At 64.5% G+C, this 18,482-nt stretch carries 17 protein-coding genes; 15 read left to right on the forward strand and 2 right to left on the reverse strand.

Going from position 1 to position 18,482, the window contains the following annotated elements:
* Positions 1-78: 78 nt before the first annotated feature.
* Positions 79-645, reverse strand: coding sequence for a glutathione peroxidase (locus AC1VXC_RS11700; protein WP_481539115.1), 567 nt, complete (start codon positions 643-645; stop codon positions 79-81).
* Between the two features lie 128 nt (positions 646-773).
* Here AC1VXC_RS11700 and AC1VXC_RS11705 point away from each other — a divergent pair, with 128 nt between their 5' ends.
* The 7 genes from AC1VXC_RS11705 to AC1VXC_RS11735 all read left to right on the forward strand — a co-directional run bounded on the left by AC1VXC_RS11705 (position 774) and on the right by AC1VXC_RS11735 (position 5,186).
* On the forward strand, positions 774-1,016 hold the full coding sequence (locus tag AC1VXC_RS11705) for a hypothetical protein (protein WP_313169916.1): 243 nt from the start codon (positions 774-776) through the stop codon (positions 1,014-1,016).
* Between the two features lie 3 nt (positions 1,017-1,019).
* The gene (locus AC1VXC_RS11710; RefSeq protein ID WP_062166162.1) at positions 1,020-1,382 is read left to right on the forward strand and encodes a GntR family transcriptional regulator; all 363 of its coding nucleotides are present in this window, start codon (positions 1,020-1,022) and stop codon (positions 1,380-1,382) included.
* On the forward strand, positions 1,379-2,251 hold the full coding sequence (locus AC1VXC_RS11715; protein WP_313492988.1) for an ABC transporter ATP-binding protein: 873 nt from the start codon (positions 1,379-1,381) through the stop codon (positions 2,249-2,251). Before AC1VXC_RS11710 ends, AC1VXC_RS11715 begins: the two co-directional genes overlap by 4 nt.
* On the forward strand, positions 2,248-3,228 hold the full coding sequence (locus AC1VXC_RS11720; protein ID WP_313492987.1) for an ABC transporter permease: 981 nt from the start codon (positions 2,248-2,250) through the stop codon (positions 3,226-3,228). The genes AC1VXC_RS11715 and AC1VXC_RS11720 overlap by 4 nt, the downstream gene beginning before the upstream one ends.
* Positions 3,229-3,249: 21 nt before the next feature.
* Positions 3,250-4,074, forward strand: a complete 825-nt coding sequence (locus AC1VXC_RS11725; RefSeq protein WP_313169910.1) for a DUF4097 family beta strand repeat-containing protein — start codon at positions 3,250-3,252, stop codon at positions 4,072-4,074.
* Between the two features lie 29 nt (positions 4,075-4,103).
* Complete coding sequence (locus AC1VXC_RS11730) at positions 4,104-4,688, forward strand: DUF2884 family protein (protein ID WP_313169908.1); 585 nt, start codon at positions 4,104-4,106, stop codon at positions 4,686-4,688.
* Between the two features lie 69 nt (positions 4,689-4,757).
* Positions 4,758-5,186, forward strand: a complete 429-nt coding sequence (locus AC1VXC_RS11735; protein WP_313169907.1) for a hypothetical protein — start codon at positions 4,758-4,760, stop codon at positions 5,184-5,186.
* Positions 5,187-5,402: 216 nt separating this feature from the next.
* Here AC1VXC_RS11735 and AC1VXC_RS11740 read toward each other — a convergent pair whose 3' ends face one another.
* Positions 5,403-6,812, reverse strand: a complete 1,410-nt coding sequence (locus tag AC1VXC_RS11740) for a class II fumarate hydratase (RefSeq protein ID WP_313169905.1) — start codon at positions 6,810-6,812, stop codon at positions 5,403-5,405.
* 204 nt (positions 6,813-7,016) lie between these two features.
* Between AC1VXC_RS11740 and purB the strand changes: the two genes are divergently transcribed.
* From purB to AC1VXC_RS11780, 8 genes are all read left to right on the forward strand, one after another.
* Positions 7,017-8,399, forward strand: coding sequence for an adenylosuccinate lyase (purB, locus tag AC1VXC_RS11745; RefSeq protein ID WP_313169903.1), 1,383 nt, complete (start codon positions 7,017-7,019; stop codon positions 8,397-8,399).
* Positions 8,400-8,710: 311 nt separating this feature from the next.
* Entirely contained in the window at positions 8,711-9,220 is a 510-nt protein-coding gene (locus AC1VXC_RS11750) for a DUF3060 domain-containing protein (protein WP_481539114.1), read from the forward strand.
* 263 nt (positions 9,221-9,483) lie between these two features.
* Positions 9,484-10,959, forward strand: a complete 1,476-nt coding sequence (locus tag AC1VXC_RS11755) for a ribosomal protein uL16 3-hydroxylase (protein WP_313169899.1) — start codon at positions 9,484-9,486, stop codon at positions 10,957-10,959.
* A complete protein-coding gene (locus AC1VXC_RS11760; protein WP_481539112.1) occupies positions 10,956-11,861 on the forward strand; it encodes a GNAT family N-acetyltransferase in 906 nt (301 codons plus the stop codon). Before AC1VXC_RS11755 ends, AC1VXC_RS11760 begins: the two co-directional genes overlap by 4 nt.
* A gap of 174 nt (positions 11,862-12,035) precedes the next feature.
* Positions 12,036-14,867, forward strand: coding sequence for a 2-oxoglutarate dehydrogenase E1 component (locus AC1VXC_RS11765; RefSeq protein WP_313169895.1), 2,832 nt, complete (start codon positions 12,036-12,038; stop codon positions 14,865-14,867).
* Between the two features lie 42 nt (positions 14,868-14,909).
* Complete coding sequence (sucB, locus tag AC1VXC_RS11770) at positions 14,910-16,106, forward strand: dihydrolipoyllysine-residue succinyltransferase (RefSeq protein ID WP_481539111.1); 1,197 nt, start codon at positions 14,910-14,912, stop codon at positions 16,104-16,106.
* A gap of 129 nt (positions 16,107-16,235) precedes the next feature.
* On the forward strand, positions 16,236-17,660 hold the full coding sequence (lpdA, locus tag AC1VXC_RS11775; RefSeq protein ID WP_312916695.1) for a dihydrolipoyl dehydrogenase: 1,425 nt from the start codon (positions 16,236-16,238) through the stop codon (positions 17,658-17,660).
* A gap of 125 nt (positions 17,661-17,785) precedes the next feature.
* Positions 17,786-18,379 (forward strand): LOG family protein, encoded by a 594-nt coding sequence (locus tag AC1VXC_RS11780; protein WP_313169891.1) that lies wholly within the window; start codon positions 17,786-17,788, stop codon positions 18,377-18,379.
* The last annotated feature ends 103 nt before the right edge of the window (positions 18,380-18,482 follow it).

Here is an 18,482-nt window from a genome sequence, read left to right on the forward strand (position 1 = left end):
ATTCCTGGAAGTGAACAAACGCCACCGGCGGCGCGAGGGGCGACATTGTCGCATGCACGCCGCAGATGTCGAGGCGCATCAGCGCTGTGGTGCTGGTGCGGCCAGCGCGCGGTCGATCGCCGCCCGCAGTTCGGGATCATCCGGCTTCACCCGGCTCGGAAACTGTGCCAGCACCTGACCATCGCGGGATATCAGATATTTATGAAAGTTCCATGCTGGCGCCACGCCGCTGATGCGGGTCAGGTCCTGGTAGAGCGGCGTCGTCTCCGGTCCGATTACATGGACCTTCTGGAACATCGGGAATTTCACCCCGTAAGTAAGCGTGCAGAACTCCTGGATCTGCGCCTCACTGCCTGGCTCCTGGCCTTTGAAATCGTTGGACGGAAAGCCCAATACGGCAAAACCACGTGGCGACAGTTCCTGCTGCAATGCCTCCAGCCCCTCGTACTGCGGGGTAAACCCGCACTTGGAAGCGGTGTTGACCACCAGCAATACCTTGCCGCCATACGCGCGATTCAGGTTGATCTCGTCTTTTCCAGCCAACGAACGGTAATTGCGATCCAGCAACGGCCCCGCCAGCGCTTCCAACGCAGCACTGGAACCCGCAATAAAGGCAATTGAAATCAATAAATTACGAATTTTCATGGGAGTCTCCTCGACGCCACGAGCAGGGTTGGAATGGCATAGGCCATCAGTTGGGTCAGAACCAGTTGCATGTCGGCGTGTCGGTGTTATAGTTGCATACAACACCAGCCACCCTACACAGGGCCTCCATGAACACCAAGCACGGCAGACACGCTCTCCACGCACTGATGGTCACAGGCACCTTGCTGTTGCTGGGCTGCTCCAGTTCCCTCGGCAACGGCCTGGCCGATGCCAGGGATTATGCAGCCCAGGTGGGTGGTGATGGGCAGGATGCCGACGAAAGCCCCAAAACGAAACGACCGGCCCGGCGTATGCGGACCAGTCTTTCGATGCCTTATTTTTCTTTCGCACAGCTGAATTCGCGGAGCTGACCCATGAGCGATATCCAGTGGAGCGATGGCGCTCCCATTTACCGCCAGCTGAAGGATCGCGTCATCGCGATGATGCTGGACGGAATCCTGAAGCCGGGCGACGCCCTGCCATCGGTGCGCCAGGTGGCGGCCGAGTACCAATTGAACCCGATCACCGTCTCACGCGCCTACCAGGAGTTGGCCGACGAGAACCTGGTCGAGAAGCGCCGTGGCCTCGGCATGTTCATGACCGAAGAAGCCGCCCAGAAGCTGCGCGGCAACGAGCGCGACCGTTTTCTCAATGACGAATGGCCGGCCGTGCTGGAGCGCATCCAGCGCCTGGGCCTGACCATGAAAGATTTGCTGCCACCGGGGACCACTCTATGAACGCCGCCGTCGAAGCCGTCGTTTCCGCCAAGGGCCTGCGCAAGGCCTACAAGCAGAAGCCAGCGCTGGACAACACAAGTTTCACCATCGAACCGGGCCGCATCGTCGGCCTGATCGGCCCCAACGGTGCCGGCAAGACCACCGCGCTCAAGGCCCTGCTCGGCCTGACCTCGTTCGAGGGCGACCTGCGGGTACTGGGCATGGATCCGCGCAGCCAGCGCGACGAGTTGATGAATGATGTCTGCTTCATTGCCGACGTCGCGGTGCTGCCGCGCTGGCTGCGGGTCAGGGAAGCCATCGACTTCGTCGCCGGCGTGCACCCGCGCTTTGACCGCGCCCGCTGCGAGCGTTTCCTGGCCAATACCAAGCTCAACCCCAAGCAGCGCGTGCGCGAGATGTCCAAGGGCATGGTGGTGCAGCTGCACCTGGCCCTGGTGATGGCCATCGACGCCAGGATCCTGGTGCTGGACGAGCCCACCCTCGGCCTGGACATCATGTACCGCAAGGAGTTCTACCAGCGCCTGCTGGAGGATTACTTCGACGAACAGAAGACCATCATCATCACCACCCACCAGGTGGAAGAGATCGAGCACATCCTGACCGATGTGCTGTTCATCCGTGATGGCTCGATCGTGCTGTCCTCGGACATGGAAGCCCTGGCCGAGCGTTACACCGAGCTGCTGGCCTCGGCTGACACGCTGCAGGCAGCGCGCGCCCTGGCGCCGATCGAAGAACGTTCCCTGCCATTCGGCAAGACCGTGCTGCTGTTCGACGGCGCCGATCGCAACCAACTGACCGCCCTGGGCGAGATCCGCACCCCCGGCCTGGCCGACCTGTTCGTGGCCACCATGAAGGGAACCTACGCATGAACGCCGTTCACAACATCACCCCGCTCGGCAAGTTCAAGTGGCTGCTCAAGCGTGAATACTGGGAAAACCGGGGCGGTTTCGTCTGGGCCCAGGTCATCACCGGCGGCATCGCCATCCTGTTCGCCAGCATCGGCGCGCTGATCGGTGTGTTCGCCGCCCGCAGTTCCGACGGCATCAACCACACCGGCGATGCCAGCGAATACCTCAAGGTCATGGGAGCCTTCGGCGATGGCCTGCTGTTGGCCGGCATCTTCCTGGCATCACTGATCCTGGCCTTCGTGGTGTTCTTCTACGCGCTGGGCAGCCTTTACGACGACCGCCGCGACCGCAGCGTGCTGTTCTGGAAATCGCTGCCGGTGTCCGACACCCAGACCGTCCTGTCCAAAGCGGCCTGGGCCCTGGTATTGGCACCGTTGATCGCGATGGCCATTGGCCTGGCGGTCGGCCTGGTGCTGTGGGTGGTGGCAATGCTGGGCGCTGCGGGCGCCGGCGCCACCAGTCCCTGGGCCATTGCCACCCACTCGCACCCGTTCCGGATCCTCGCGCTGGTCCTGGGCACCCTGCCGATCAGCCTGCTGTGGGCACTGCCAACCGTGGGCTGGCTGATGTTCTGCTCGGCACTGGTGCGTAGCAAGCCGTTCCTGTGGGCGGTGCTGCTGCCGCTGCTGGCCTGCACCATGCTCAGCATCCTCGGCGCCATGCCAGGCGTGAAGCTGCCACTGGGCTGGATCTGGTACACCGTTGCCTATCGTGGACTGCTGAGCGTATTCCCGTCTTCGTGGCTGCCGCGCGGCCTGACCGACACCAACCTCGGTGACAACGACGTGCAGACGCCAGCCGATCTGGTGCAATGGCTGCTGCAGCACCACAGCCTTGGCAAGGTAGTCTCCAACCCGGATATCTGGATTGGTGCGATTGTTGGCATCGCTCTCATCGTCGCCGCCATCTATCTGCGCCGCCGTCGCGACGACATCTGACTTTCTATCGGGAGAATGTACATGCACAAGACGTTTGTACTGGCCGCACTGCTGGCGGCCCCGGGCGCCGCCTTCGCCAGCCAGCCCTGCGCTTTTACCGCACCGCAATCGCTGAACCTGGACCTGGGCGGCAGCAAGACCGTGGTGTTCGAAGTCAACAGCCATGACCTGCGCCTGCAGGCCAGCCCCGGCGCGAAAGCTGCCCTCGGCGGACGCGCCTGTGCCTCCAGCCAGGCGCTGCTGGAGCAGTTGTCGCTGAGCCAACGCAAGGTCGGCGACAAGCTGGTGGTGACGCTGGAGCGCAAGAGCCAAGGGCTGAACATCAACCTGGGCAACACCTATGCCTATCTGGACCTGACCGGCAGCCTGCCTGACGACATCCTGGTCCAGCTGAAGGTCGGCTCCGGCGATGCCTCGCTGGCCGGCGCGCAAAGCATGAGTGCCGACGTGGGTTCCGGCGATGTCAGTGCACGTGACATCCGGGGCCTGGCCACGGCCGCGGTCGGCTCAGGTGACGTCGAGTTCCACAACATCGGCGCGCTGTACCTGCTGTCGGTCGGATCGGGCGATGCAAAGATCAACGGCGTGCGCGGCGATGCCCGGGTTGGCAGCGTGGGCTCGGGCGACCTTGAACTGCAGGGCGTGCAGGGTGCGGTGCGCATTGAGAGCATTGGCTCCGGCGATGTCGACGTCCGTGACAGCCGTGGCGCGGTGAGCCTGGGTTCGCTGGGCTCTGGCGACCTGGATGTACGCGGCGCCGCCAGCCTCAAGGTGGACCGGCTCGGCAGCGGCTCGGTGAATCATTCCGGCATCAGCGGCGCCGTCGATCTGCCCAAGAAACGCTAATTCCTTCCAATCGCAACGGAACGCACACCATGAAGATCCTCAACGCATCCCTGCTCGCCCTGGCGCTGGCACTCCCGCTGGCCGCCTGCGGCGAAAAGCCGGCCGCCAATGCACCGGCGACCGACACCACCGTTGGCGCCAAGGTCCGCGAAGCCACCGACAAGGCCCGCAAGGAAATGGCCGAAGGCAATATCAGCATCGGCTCCGATGGTGCCAGGGTCGAGCTCACCCCAGCCGGCGACCTGCTGATCAACGGCGCATCCATCCCGCTCAATGACAGCCAACGCGCCATCACCCTGCGCTATCGCACACAGATGATCGGCATTGCCGAAGCCGGCATCGACATCGGCGTGCAAGGTGCCAACCTGGGTGCGAAGGCCGCGGGCGAGGCGATCAAGGGCATCTTCTCAGGCAACTCCGAGCAGATCGAAGCACGCATCAATGCCGAAGCGGACAAGATCAAGGCCAGTGCCGCCAAGCTGTGCGACCAGTTGCCGGCGCTGATGGCAACCCAGCAGCAACTGGCTGCGGCGGTGCCCGAGTTCAAGCCGTACGCGAAGATGGACCAGGGCGATATCGACGACTGCCGCGATGGCAATGTCCAGATCCCCTGATCTGCGTTCCTGACCGGTGTCTGGTGGGGGCGGTAGAATGGCCTCCCCCGCCGTTGTTGTGCCGACGCCATGAAAAATCTGTTGTTGCTGATCCTCGTTGCCTTCGCCACCCTGGCGACGGGCTGTGATCGCGAGAAGTACGCCGAGCACCGCAGCGAGCGCAGCAAACCCAAGACCGAGGTAACGCTGGAGCGCATCGCGATCCGTCGCGCACCCTACCCGAACCTGGACATCCTGCCCGACGGCCGCCTGCGCGTGGATGACATCGTCATCCCCTTGAATGCCGAGCAGCAGGCCATGCTGCAGACCAGCTTCGTCAAGCTGCAGATCATGCGCCAGAACACCCTGGTGGACGCCGATCCGTCGCTGGCACAGCAGCGCACGCTACCGCTGCAGATCCCCGAAGGCCAATCGCCATTCCCACCGGACCTGGCCAAGCACATTCCCGAGTTCGAGAAGTACGACGAAGCGCTGGCCAACCTGCGCGCCATACGCTGAGCCCCAGCCGCCCCCCAGGCAGCTCGACTAACGCCATGTAGTGCCGAGCCATGCTCGGCAGAGGCTTTACCAACAAAGCCTGCAGAAGCGGCATGCGCCGCGAAACTGCCACCACCCGAAAGGCTCAAAAGCCAAGCCCTCCCCAGCCCTCCCCTTCGCTGCGCGAAAGGGAGGGGGAAAGCGGGGCAATGCCGACCATGGCCGGCACTACCCGCCTCAATGGTCGTGGATACCACCCAGCGTCAACGCCGCCGGGTCCAGCAGCCGCTTCAGCTCGGCCTCGGACAAGCCGCTGTCTTCCAGCGCCACGTCCAGCACCGGCCGCTGCTCCTTGTAGGCACGCTTGGCAATCGCCGCCGCCTTCTCGTAACCAATGATCGGGTTCAAGGCCGTCACCAGGATGGGGTTGCGCGCCAGCGCCTCCCGCACCCGCTCCTGCTTGACCACCAGGCCGGCGAACACCTTGTCGGCCAGCAGGTTCATCACATTGGACAGCAACTGGATCGAATCCAGCAGGTTGGCGGCAATCAGCGGCAGCGCCACGTTCAACTGGAAGTTGCCGGTCTGCCCGGCCACGGTGATCGCCGTGTGGTGGCCGATGACCTGCGCGGCCACCATCACGGTGGCTTCCGGAATCACCGGATTGACCTTGCCCGGCATGATCGAGCTGCCCGGCTGCAGCGCCGGCAGCTCCAGCTCGCCCAGACCGGCCAGCGGCCCTGAATTCATCCAGCGCAGGTCATTGGCGATCTTGATCAGAGCCACCGCCAGCGCATTGAGCTGACCTGACAGCTCCACCGCATCGTCCTGCGCGGCCAGGCCTTCGAACTTGTTGGCTGCACTTTCAAACTTGACCCCGGTACTGGCCGACAGCGCCCGCGCGACCTTGCCGCCAAAGCGTGGGTCGGCATTGATGCCGGTGCCGATAGCGGTGCCACCCAGCGGCAGCCGGCGCAGGCGCTTCAAGGCGTCCTCGATGCGCCCTTCGGCCGAGGCCAGCTGGGCCGACCAGGCGCCGAACTCCTGGGCAAAGGTCAGCGGCATGGCATCCATCAGGTGGGTGCGGCCGGTCTTGACGATCTTGCCCAGGCCGCGCGCCCGCTTGTCGATGGTCTTGCGCAGGTGCTTGAGCGCCGGCAGCAGCGATTCCATCGTTTCCAGCTGGGCCGAGACGCGGATGGCAGTAGGAATCACGTCATTGGAGCTCTGCCCCAGATTGACGTGGTCGTTGGGGTGCACCGCCGTCTTGCCGGCCTTGCCACTGTGGTTGGCCAGGGTGGCGATGACCTCGTTGGCATTCATGTTGGATGAGGTGCCCGAACCGGTCTGGTACACGTCGATCGGGAAATGCTGGTCGTGGGCGCCAATGGCCACCTCGGTGGCCGCGGACTGGATCGCCTTGCCCACGCCCTTGGGCAGCAGGCCCAGGCCGGTGTTGACCTCGGCAGCGGCGCCCTTGATCAAGCCAAGCGCGCGGATGAAGGCGCGCGGCATGCGCTGCCCGGATACCGGGAAGTTCTGCACCGCGCGCTGGGTCTGCGCGCCCCACAGGGCCTCGGCGGGCACCTGCAGTTCGCCCATGCTGTCGTGTTCGGTCCGGAAACCTGCTTTGGAAACCTTGCTCATCATCAACTCCGCACAATCTCATTGTTGGGGAAGGGAAAGCTGCGGCTGGCGGTGGGCAGATTTCCCGGGCTGGCGGCTACGCCCACCATACCCGCCTGCCCGGGCAAACACATCCGCGGCCGATGGGACAGAACGGCCCGGCAACGGCGATGGCCCGGGCAGCGTAGAATATGCGCCCCCGCCACTGCCCAACTGCACGCCGCCATGACGGATACGTCCCGCCAAGAAGCCGCCCTGCTCGCCCTGTCCCCGCTTGATGGCCGTTATGCCGGCAAGGTCGACGCACTGCGCCCGATCTTTTCCGAGTACGGCCTGATCAAGGCCCGCGTCAAGGTCGAGATCGAATGGCTGCTGGCGTTGGGCGCCGAGCCGGGCATCGCCGAGCTGGCTGACTTCTCGGCCAGCGGCAAGGCCAAGCTGCGTGCGCTGGCCGACGGTTTCTCGGTCGACAACGCCGCCCGCGTGAAGGAAATCGAGCGCACCACCAACCACGACGTCAAGGCCGTGGAGTACTTCATCAAGGAACAGCTCAAGGACGATGCCGAGCTGGCCCCGGCGCTGGAGTTCGTGCATTTCGCCTGCACCAGCGAGGACATCAACAACCTGTCCTATGGCCTGATGCTGGCCGAAGCCCGCGAAAAGGTGGTCCTGCCGGCCTATGGCGGCATCGCCGCCGCGCTGCGTCAGCTGGCCCATGCCCAGGCCGCGCAGCCGATGCTGTCGCGCACCCACGGCCAGACCGCCTCGCCGACCACCCTTGGCAAGGAAATCGCCAACGTCGTGGCCCGTCTGGAGCGCCAGATCCGCCAGATCGGCGCGGTCGAGCTGACCGGCAAGATCAACGGCGCCGTTGGCAACTACAACGCCCATGTCGTGTCCTACCCGGACGTGGACTGGCCGGCCTTCGCCGAGCGTTTCGTCACCTCGCTGGGCCTTGTGTTCAACCCCTACACCACGCAGATCGAGCCGCACGACAACGTTGCCGAGATCGGCGACGCCGCGCGCCGCGCCAACACCATCCTGATCGACCTGGCCCGCGACATCTGGGGCTACATCTCGCTGGGCTACTTCAAGCAGAAGCTCAAGGAAGGCGAAGTCGGCTCCTCGACCATGCCGCACAAGGTCAACCCGATCGATTTCGAGAACGCCGAGGGCAATTTCGGCATCGCCAATGCGCTGTTCGAGCATTTCAGCGCCAAGCTGCCGATCAGCCGCTGGCAGCGTGACCTGACCGACTCCACCGTGCTGCGCGCCGTGGGCACCGCCTTCGGCCACACCCAGGTGGGCCTGGAGTCGCTGGCCAAGGGCCTGGGCAAGCTGACCGTCAACCCGGAGCGCCTGGACGCCGACCTGGATGCCGCCTGGGAAGTACTGGCCGAAGCCGTACAGACGGTGATGCGCCGCCACGGCCTGCCCAACCCCTATGAGCAGCTCAAGGCCCTGACCCGCGGCCACGGCATCACCGCCGATTCGATGCGCGAGTTCATCGAAACCCTGGAACTGCCGGCCGATGCCAAGCAGCGCCTGCGCGAGCTGACCCCGGGTGGCTATGCCGGCCTGGCTGCGGATCTGGCCAAGGCGATCTAATCCACCGGTAATATTGGATTGAGCTGCGCCCCTCTTTGACCTTTGAGGCGAGAGGGGCCATCCGCGAAACCGGGCGGGGGCAAAAGCTGCCCTCATCCGCCCTTCGGGCATCCCCGCCTTCGCGGGGACAGGCTCTTCTCCCGTGACCGGGAGAAGGGAAAGAGTCGGCACCACGGCAACGCCCCTGGTCACCGCGCGCCCGCGACTCCCACCTTGGCCGGGCCTGCTCGCCACAGCGCCACACCCACCTAATGAAACCTTCGCAGCCGCTCTGACAGCATCGGACTGACCCCTCAGTCCGGAAATCGCTGATGAAGCAGCCCGTGTTCTACATCGTTCTTGCCAGCGCCCTCAGCCTGACCGCCTGCAACAAACCGTCGCCCGCAACGGCAACAGTCGCGCCGGCGACCACCAACGGCCCGGCAGTCAGCACCCTCACTGACCCTGGCGCGGGCGCACTGTGCGACGGCAAGAACCTGCGCATCAGCCACGACAACAGCAGCCAGGTCATCGACGGCGAATGTGGCGATGTCACTGTGACCGCCTCCAATGGCTCGCTCAATGTCAGCAAAGCCCGCTCCATCACCGTGGAAGGCCGCCAGTTCACCGTGCTCAACGAACAGGTCGACACCGTCCGCGTGGTCGGCAGCGACAACGTCCTCAACCTGACCAATGCACGCCGCATCGACATCAGCGGCAACAACAACATGATCCTGGTCAACGAGACCGCCGAGGTCAGCTTCAGCGGCACCGGCAATACCGTCAACGCCAGCAGCGAGCCCAGGATCGAGGACAGCGGCACCGGCAACCGGGTCATCTGACCATCCCGCGGGTAGTGCCGAGCCATGCTCGGCAAGGGCTTTCCCAGCAATAGCACCGGTGCCGCTGAAGCATTCCCGACAGTGCCCCTGCGGCGGGAGCCATCGGGCAGACCATTGCCGAGCATGGCTCGGCACTACCTGAGGCCCTACCTATTTGATCCAGATCAGTCGCCTACGGTGCGCATTGGCGCGAACAAGGGGACAATGGAGGTCTGCGCAACATCCGCGCCCCTGTTCGACCTCCGCTGCAAAGGATTTCCCCCATGGCTGCACGCAAGCAAAAGACCTATCCGATCGAAGTCCAGGCCAAGCCCGGGCTGCCGCTGGGCATGAACCCGGCCACCTTCCTGCGCGACTACTGGCAGAAGCGCCCGCTGCTGATCCGCGCCGCCTTCCCGGATTTCGAAACCCCGGTGATGCCCGAAGACCTGGCCGGCCTGGCCTGCGAGGAAGGCGCACTGGCCCGTATCGTCAGCCACGACCGCGCCACCGATGGCTGGACCCTGCGCACCGGCCCGTTCCAGGAAGAAGATTTCCCCGGCATGCCCGACCACGACTGGACCCTGCTGGTGCAGGACGTGGACAAGTGGGACCCGGAAGTGCGCGCGCTGACCTCCTATTTCAACTTCCTGCCGCGCTGGCGCATGGACGATGTGATGATCAGCTTTGCCGCCACCGGCGGTTCGGTTGGCGCCCATGTCGACCAGTACGACGTGTTCCTGCTGCAGGCCCACGGCCAGCGCCGCTGGCAGATCGACGCCAGCGAGTCGACCAAGGGCAAGCGCCCGTCGCTGGAGTTCCGCCCCGACGTCGAGCTGAAGCTGCTGAAGAAGTTCAAGGCGACCCACGACTGGGTGCTGGGCCCGGGCGACATGCTGTACCTGCCGCCGAACGTGCCGCACAACGGCGTTGCCGTGAACCCCTGCCTGACCTTCTCCTTCGGCATGCGTGCACCGTCCTCGGCTGAGCTGATCAGCGATTACCTGGACGATCTGGTTGCCGATGCCGACGAATCCATCCGCTTCCAGGACCCGGACCTGAAGCTGCCGGAAGATCCGAACGAAATCGACGCCGCCGCCATGAAGCGTGTGGTTGCTGCGCTCAATGCGTTGCGCATGAACGATCCGGACCGCCTCGGTAACTGGTTCGGTCGCTTCATCACCACCTACCGTGCCGCCGGCGACATCCTGCCTTCGCAGGCACCGCCGTCGCCGGAAGAGGTCCAGGCCGAGCTGGAAAACGGCGGCGTGCTCGAGCGCCACCCCTGGGCCCGCCTGGCCTGGCGCCGCGCCACCCGCGGCGCCTCGCTGTACTGCTCGGGCCTGGCCTTCCAGCTGTCGATCAAGGACGCGCAGGCCCTGGCCGGCGCCGAGCAGATCGATATCGGCCTGTTCAACAAGCTCAGCAACAAGGGCCGTGACGCCTTGATGGAGCTGATCATCGGCGGCCATTACCAGTTGCTGGACGTGGACACCATCGCCGCCATGCTGGCCGAGCAGGACGCACTTGAAGTGCTGGAAGATGCCGAAGAAACAGACTTCGACGAGGACTTCGACGACGAAGACGACGCTCCGGAAGTCGAGATCGAGGTCATCGAGTACAGCGAAGCCGGTGACGGCGAGCCGTCCAGCGCCAGCATCGAGACCGTCATGGTCAACGAGGAAGGTGTCGAAGTCGTGGTGATCTGCGACGACGGCGAAGAAGAGGACGAAGACGACGCGGAAACCCCGTCGGCATGAGTCCAGCTGCGATCTTCCATGTAGAGATCGCCGACTACGCCGTGCAGCAGGCCCTGCTGCACGGCGTGCGTCATACCGTATTTGTCAGCGAGCAGAACGTCCCGGCCGAGCTGGAAATCGACGAACTGGACCCGCTCAGCGACCACGCCCTGGCATTGGACCAACACGGCCAGGCCATCGGCGCTGCTCGCCTGACCCCGGATCAGCGCATCGGCCGCATGGCGGTACTGGCCGCCTGGCGTGGCAAAGGCGTAGGCCAGTCCTTGCTGAATGCGCTACTGGGCGCCGCCCGCAAGCGCGGCTGGGGCGAAATAAGCCTGCACGCTCAACTGCACGCCCGCGACTTCTATGCCTGTAACGGGTTTCTGCCGGAAGGTGCTGAATTTGAAGAAGCCGGCATCGGTCACCAGACCATGCGCCGGCGTCTGGACGGAGCAATGCGGGTGCAGGACCCGGATCAGGCCCGGGCGTCGGCAGCAGCGGTGATCCACGCTGCACGCCGTCATCTGTACCTCCAGCTGCGTGGCAATGACGCCCTGCTCGCCCAGCCCCTGGTACTGGACGCCCTGCGCCGGTTTGCCACCGCCCGTCACGACAAGCAGGTACACGTGCTGCTGCACGAAGCCGACCTGCCCGCCCTGTCTGCGGCCTTCATCGCACTGGTGCAGCGCCTGCCCAGTGTGTTCCATCTGCGTGAACCGGTAGACCCGGCGGATTGTCAGGTGGCCTCGGCGGCGATCAGCAACGATCAGGGCGACTGCTACTTTCGTCCAATAGGTGCCCGCGTCGAAGGCGAACTGGCGCTGGACAGCCCCGCCCGCGCCCAGCAGCAGGAGCTGCTGTTCAAGCGCATCTGGGAGCGTTCACGTGATTGCAACGGGCTTCGCGTACTAGGTGTCTGAGCATTGACCGGGGCAGGACAAGCCCCAGTCAGGTATTAATGCGCGGGACAGTGTAGGTGCCCCTTCCTGTCCAGTGAGGGGTATAATTTCGTGGTTAGAACACGCCCGCGCGGGACGCTAGAACAGGTCCGCCGGTTCCCAGAACTACCCCACAAGTGAATCCGACTCTCCATCGTGGACAATCTACTGAAGCAGTTTGCGCAATCATCGCAGCTCGCCGGCGGCAACGCCTCCTATGTCGAGGACCTGTACGAACAGTACCTCGTCTCCCCGGACAGTGTGGACCCCAAGTGGAAGTCCTACTTTGACGGCTTCAAAGGCCGCGAAGCTGGCGATGTGCCGCACTCTGCCGCCATCGCACACATCACCGAAGCCGCAAAGAATGCTGGCAAGGTCGGCGGCAACGCCGGTTCCGGCGACGAGCGCGAGCGCAATGTCGGCCGCCTGATCACCGCTTACCGCTCGCGCGGCCACCTCGGCGCAAATCTTGACCCGCTGGGCCTGACCCCGCCGGTCAATCCGCCGGACCTGGGCCTGCCCTTCCACCACCTCAGCGATGCCGACCTCAACGACGAGTTCAGCACCGGCGGTGTTGGCGGCCAGCCGCGGATGAAGCTGCGCGATCTGGTTGCACGCCTGAAGGCGACGTATACCGGCTCGATCGGCGCCGAATTCATGTATATCGCCGAAGTCGAGCAGCGCCAGTGGCTCTACCAGCGCCTCGAGGCTGCCGGTGGCAACTACAACCTGGATGCCGACACCAAGCGTCGCACGCTGGAGCGCCTGACCGCCGCCGAAGGCCTGGAGCGCTACCTGCACACCAAGTACGTCGGCCAGAAGCGCTTCTCGCTGGAAGGCGGCGACTCGCTGATCCCGATGATGGACACCATCATCCGTGACGCCGGTAAGGAAGGCGTCAAGGACGTGGTGATCGGCATGGCCCACCGCGGCCGTCTGAACGTGCTGGTCAACACCCTGGGCAAGAACCCGCGCAAGCTGTTCGACGAGTTCGAAGGCAAGTTCGAGCACGACGACCGCGCCGTTGCCGGTGACGTGAAATACCACATGGGCTTCTCGGCCGACGTGGTCAGCGACGGCGGTCCGGTGCACTTGGCACTGGCCTTCAACCCGTCGCACCTGGAAATCGCCGACCCGGTGGTTGCCGGCTCGGTGCGCTCGCGCCAGGAACGCCGCAACGACACCGCACGCAAGCAGGTGATGCCGATCCTGATCCACGGCGACGCGGCATTTGCCGGCCAGGGCGTGGTGATGGAGCTGTTCCAGATGTCGCAGGCCCGCGGTTTCACCGTCGGCGGCACCGTGCACATCGTCATCAACAACCAGGTGGGCTTCACCACCTCCAACCGCGACGACTCGCGCTCGACCCTGTACTGCACCGACATCGCCAAGATGGTCGCCGCACCGGTCCTGCACGTGAACGGCGACGACCCGGAAGCGGTGGTATTCGCGGCCAAGCTGGCCTATGACTTCCGCCAGCAGTTCCACAAGGACGTCGTGATCGACCTGGTCTGCTACCGCCGCTGGGGCCACAACGAGGCCGACGAGCCGGCGATCACCCAGCCGCTGATGTACCAGGTGATCCGCAAGCACAAGACCACCCGCGAGCTCTACGCAGAGCAGTTGGAAGCCGCAGGCGTGATCGCCGCCGGCGCCGGCAAGGAAATGGTCGACACCTACCGCAACAAGCTGGACTCCGGTGAAGTCACCACCGAGCTGGCCACGGTCGAAAAGACCCCGGCCACCAGCAAGATGTTCGTCAACTGGCCGAAGTACCTGTCCGGCAAGCTGTCCGACCCGGTCAGCACCAAGGTCGAGATGGGCAAGCTGACCCAGCTGGCCACCATGATCAACACCATTCCGGAAGGCGTGGAAGTGCATTCGCGCGTTGCCAAGGTGTACGACGACCGTCGCAAGATGGCCGCCGGCGAAATCCTCGGCGACTGGGGCTTTGCCGAAAACCTGGCCTACGCAACGCTGCTGGACGAAGGCAATGGCCTGCGCCTGGTCGGCCAGGACGTGGGCCGCGGCACCTTCACCCACCGTCACGCGATCCTGCACGACCAGAAGACCGACAACTACTACCTGCCGCTGCGTCAGCTGGTCGAGTCGCCGGAACAGGCCACCATCATCGATTCGCTGCTCAGCGAAGAAGCCGTGATGGCGTTCGAGTACGGTTTCTCCACCACCGATCCCAACACCCTGTGCATCTGGGAAGGCCAGTTCGGCGACTTCGCCAACGGTGCCCAGGTGGTGATCGACCAGTTCATCGCCTCCGGCGAAGCCAAGTGGGGCCGCATCTCCGGCCTGACCCTGCTGCTGCCGCACGGCTATGAAGGCCAGGGCCCGGAACACAGCTCGGCGCGCCTTGAGCGCTTCCTGCAGCTGTGCGCACTGGAGAACATGCTGGTCTGCGTGCCGTCCACCCCGGCCCAGGCGTTCCACATGCTGCGTCGCCAGATGCGCATGGACACCCGCAAGCCGCTGATCGTCATGTCGCCCAAGTCGCTGCTGCGCCACAAGCTGGCCGTGTCCAGCCTGGATGAAATGGCCAATGGCGAGTTCCAGCACCTGATCGGCGACGCCACCGCGGACGCCAAGAAGGTCAAGCGCGTGGTGGTCTGCTCGGGCAAGGTCTACTACGACCTGCTGGAAGACATGACCAAGCGTGGCCAGGACGACGTGGCACTGGTGCGCGTGGAGCAGCTCTACCCGTTCCCGCGCCCGGCGCTGGCCGCCGAGCTGAAGAAGTACGGCAAGGCCACCGACGTCGTGTGGTGCCAGGAAGAGCCGATGAACCAGGGTGCGTGGTACCAGATCAAGCACCACCTGCAGGCATGCGTGGCCGATGGCCAGTCCCTGCACTATGCCGGTCGCCCGCGTTCTCCGTCGCCTGCCGTTGGCCACATGTCCGATCACCTGCGCGAACTCGCACAGCTGCTCGCCGACGCGCTGGTCAACAAGATCGACGACAACTACGCCGAATAAGCCCCCTTTTCCACAAGAAAACGAAACCAGGAAATCAGCCAAATGGCCACCGAAGTCAAAGTACCGGTACTGCCCGAATCCGTCTCCGACGCCACCATCGCCAGCTGGCACAAGAAGGCTGGCGAGGCCGTCAAGCGTGATGAGAACCTGCTCGACCTGGAAACCGACAAGGTCGTTCTGGAAGTGCCGGCACCGGTTGATGGCGTGCTGAAGGAAATCAAGTTCAAGGAAGGCGACACCGTCACCTCGAACCAGATCCTGGCCATCATCGAGGAAGGCGCGGTTGCCGCTGCCGCCCCGGCCGCTGCTGCCGAAGCACCGAAGGCTGCTGCCCCGGCCGCCGCTCCGGCTGCTGCCGCTGCTCCGGCCCCGGCTGCCAAGTCGGCTGCCGATGCCCTGCCCCCGGGCGCCCGTTTCTCGGCCATCACCGAAGGCGTGAACCCGGCTGACGTGGCCGGCACCGGCCGCCACGGCGCGGTCACCAAGGAAGACATCGTCAACTTCGCCCGCAACGGCGGCGTCGGCAAGGCCGGCGGTGCACGTCCGGAAGAACGCGTGCCGATGACCCGCATGCGCAAGCGCATTGCCGAGCGTCTGATGCAGTCGAAGAACTCGACCGCCATGCTGACCACCTTCAACGAAGTCAACCTGTCCAAGGTCTCGGCTGCGCGCAAGGAGCTGCAGGAAGAGTTCGTCAAGGCCCACGGCATCAAGCTCGGCTTCATGAGCTTCTTCGTCAAGGCTGCCGCCAACGCACTGCAGCGCTTCCCGCTGGTCAATGCCTCGATCGATGGTGACGACATCATCTATCACGGCTACTCGGACATATCGATCGCGGTCTCGACCGAGAAGGGCCTGGTGACCCCGGTGCTGCGCAACGTCGAGCGCATGTCGTTCGCCGACATCGAAAAGGCCATCGCCGACTACGCCAAGAAGGCCCGTGACGGCAAGCTGTCGCTGGAAGAACTGCAGGGCGGCACCTTCACCGTGACCAACGGCGGCACCTTCGGCTCGCTGATGTCGACCCCGATCGTCAACCCGCCGCAGAGCGCCATCCTGGGCATGCACGCCATCAAGGACCGTCCGATCGCCGAGAACGGCCAGGTCGTGATCGCCCCGATGATGTACCTGGCCATGTCCTATGACCACCGCATCATCGACGGCAAGGATTCGGTGCAGTTCCTGGTGGACATCAAGAACCAGCTGGAAAACCCGGGCCGCATGCTGTTCGGTCTGTAACAGCTCTGAGCCCCTCTCCCGCCTGCGGGAGAGGGGTTGGGGTGAGGGCAAGCCTCACCCGCACCCTCATCCGGCGCTATGCGCCACCTTCTCCCGGCGGGAGAAGGGACAGGCAACAAGGAATCTCAAATGGCTGAACAATTCGACGTCGTCGTCATCGGTGCCGGTCCGGCCGGCTACCACGCCGCCATCCGCGCCGCACAGCTGGGCCTGAAGACCGCCTGCATCGACGCAGCGCTGGGCAAGGACGGCAAGCCGGCCCTGGGCGGCACCTGCCTGCGCGTGGGCTGCATCCCGTCCAAGGCGCTGCTGGACTCCTCGCGCCAGTACTGGAACATGGGCCACATCTTCGATCAGCACGGCATCAGCTTCAACGACGCCAAGATCGACGTGAGCAAGATGGTCGGCCGCAAGGACGCCATCGTGAAGCAGTTCACCGGCGGCATCGCCCAGTTGTTCAAGGCCAACAAGGTTGCCACCTACTACGGCTTCGGCCAGCTGCAGGCCGGCAACGTGGTCAAGGTCAAGCAGCACGACGGTTCGGAAGTCGAGCTCAAGGGCACCAACGTCATCATCGCCGCCGGTTCGGATTCGATCGAACTGCCGTTCGCCAAGTTTGATGGCAAGCACATCGTCGACAACGTCGGCGCGCTGGACTTCACCGAAGTGCCCAAGCGCCTGGCCGTGATCGGCGCCGGCGTGATCGGCCTGGAACTGGGCAGCGTGTGGAAGCGCCTGGGTTCGGAAGTGGTCATCCTGGAAGCACTGCCGGAGTTCCTGGCTGCCGCCGATGCCGAAGTGGCCAAGGTTGCCGCCAAGGAATTCAAGAAGCAGGGCCTGGACATCCGCCTCAACGCCAAGGTCTCCAAGACCGAGATCAAGGGCGAGGAAGTCATTGTCAGCTACACCGACGCCGAGGGCGAAAAGACCCTGACCGTCGACAAGCTGCTGGTGGCCGTTGGCCGCCGCGCCGCCAGCAAGGGCCTGTTGGCCGAAGGCACCGGCGTGCAGCTCAACGAGCGTGGCCAGATCGTGGTCGACGACCATTGCCACACCGGCGTTGACGGCGTGTGGGCGGTGGGCGACTGCGTGCGCGGCCCGATGCTGGCCCACAAGGGCTTCGAGGAAGGCGTTGCCGTGGCCGAGCTGATCGCTGGCCTGCCGGGCCACGTCAACTTCGACACCATCCCGTGGGTCATCTACACCGAGCCGGAACTGGCATGGGTCGGCAAGACCGAAGCCCAGCTCAAGGCCGAAGGCATCCCGTACAAGGCCGGCAGCTTCCCGTTCGCCGCCAACGGCCGTGCCGTTGCCATGGTGGAGCCGGCGGGCTTCGTCAAGGTGCTGGCACACGCCGAAACCGACCGCGTGCTGGGCATGCACCTGGTGGGCGCCAATGTCTCCGAGCTGGTGCACGAAGGTGTGCTGACCATGGAGTTCAGCGGCTCGTCCGATGACCTGGCCCGCATCTGCCACGCCCACCCGTCGCTGTCCGAGGCAGTGCACGACGCGGCGATGGCAGTGACCAAGCGCGCCATCCACAAGGCCAACTAAGCTCCACGGCCCGTGACCTGAAGGCTCCGCCCCGGCGGAGCCTTCTTGCTTTTGTATTCCCCGGTCTGCATGCGCATTCATCGGCAGCAGGACGACCACCTCTTCCCATTCATCAGGAACAACCCATGAAATCCATCTGCGTCTATTGCGGCTCCAACCCCGGTGCCAAGCCCGTCTATGTCGAACGCGCAACCGAACTGGGCAAGCGCATCGCCAACGAAGGCCTGCGCCTGGTCTATGGCGGCGGCCGCACCGGCCTGATGGGCGCGGTGGCCGATGGCGTACTGGCGGCCGGCGGCGAAGTCACCGGCGTGATCCCGCAGCACCTGGTGGACATGGAAGTGGCGCACAAGGGCGTTACCTCACTGGAAATCGTCGGCTCCATGCATGAGCGCAAGTCGCGCATGTTCGACCTGTCCGATGCCTTCGTCGCCCTGCCCGGCGGCTTTGGCACCGCCGAGGAGATCTTCGAGATGCTGACCTGGCGCCAGCTCGGCATCGGCCACAAGCCCTGCGCCTTCCTCGACATCGACGGCTTCTACCAGCCGCTGATCGGCATGATCGATACCATGGTCAGCGAGCGCTTCCTGCACCCGGAACAGCGCGAAGACCTGTGGTACGGCGAAGACCCGACGCAGATGCTGGAATGGATGCGCAACTACTCGCCGGCGCAGGCCGACAAGTGGTTCGACGAGAAGAAGCGCAACGCGCTGCGTTGATGAACCGCCGAGCTTTTGTGGGAGCGGCGTAAGCCGCGAAGCTCGTAGACCATGCAGGTCGCATACATTCCGCGCTCAAGAGCAAACGCGCATCGTGCAATTG

It is taken from the genome of Stenotrophomonas sp. STEN033 (genome assembly GCF_056856655.1).

Excerpts from the sequence above, each read along its gene's own strand:
- AC1VXC_RS11700 (WP_481539115.1), bottom strand. The coding sequence starts at position 645 with ATGAAAATTCGTAATTTATTGATTTCAATTGCCTTTATTGCGGGTTCC.
- AC1VXC_RS11705 (WP_313169916.1), top strand. The coding sequence starts at position 774 with ATGAACACCAAGCACGGCAGACACGCTCTCCACGCACTGATGGTCACA.
- AC1VXC_RS11710 (WP_062166162.1), top strand. The coding sequence starts at position 1,020 with ATGAGCGATATCCAGTGGAGCGATGGCGCTCCCATTTACCGCCAGCTG.
- AC1VXC_RS11715 (WP_313492988.1), top strand. The coding sequence starts at position 1,379 with ATGAACGCCGCCGTCGAAGCCGTCGTTTCCGCCAAGGGCCTGCGCAAG.
- AC1VXC_RS11720 (WP_313492987.1), top strand. The coding sequence starts at position 2,248 with ATGAACGCCGTTCACAACATCACCCCGCTCGGCAAGTTCAAGTGGCTG.
- AC1VXC_RS11725 (WP_313169910.1), top strand. The coding sequence starts at position 3,250 with ATGCACAAGACGTTTGTACTGGCCGCACTGCTGGCGGCCCCGGGCGCC.
- AC1VXC_RS11730 (WP_313169908.1), top strand. The coding sequence starts at position 4,104 with ATGAAGATCCTCAACGCATCCCTGCTCGCCCTGGCGCTGGCACTCCCG.
- AC1VXC_RS11735 (WP_313169907.1), top strand. The coding sequence starts at position 4,758 with ATGAAAAATCTGTTGTTGCTGATCCTCGTTGCCTTCGCCACCCTGGCG.
- AC1VXC_RS11740 (WP_313169905.1), bottom strand. The coding sequence starts at position 6,812 with ATGAGCAAGGTTTCCAAAGCAGGTTTCCGGACCGAACACGACAGCATG.
- purB (WP_313169903.1), top strand. The coding sequence starts at position 7,017 with ATGACGGATACGTCCCGCCAAGAAGCCGCCCTGCTCGCCCTGTCCCCG.
- AC1VXC_RS11750 (WP_481539114.1), top strand. The coding sequence starts at position 8,711 with ATGAAGCAGCCCGTGTTCTACATCGTTCTTGCCAGCGCCCTCAGCCTG.
- AC1VXC_RS11755 (WP_313169899.1), top strand. The coding sequence starts at position 9,484 with ATGGCTGCACGCAAGCAAAAGACCTATCCGATCGAAGTCCAGGCCAAG.
- AC1VXC_RS11760 (WP_481539112.1), top strand. The coding sequence starts at position 10,956 with ATGAGTCCAGCTGCGATCTTCCATGTAGAGATCGCCGACTACGCCGTG.
- sucB (WP_481539111.1), top strand. The coding sequence starts at position 14,910 with ATGGCCACCGAAGTCAAAGTACCGGTACTGCCCGAATCCGTCTCCGAC.
- lpdA (WP_312916695.1), top strand. The coding sequence starts at position 16,236 with ATGGCTGAACAATTCGACGTCGTCGTCATCGGTGCCGGTCCGGCCGGC.
- AC1VXC_RS11780 (WP_313169891.1), top strand. The coding sequence starts at position 17,786 with ATGAAATCCATCTGCGTCTATTGCGGCTCCAACCCCGGTGCCAAGCCC.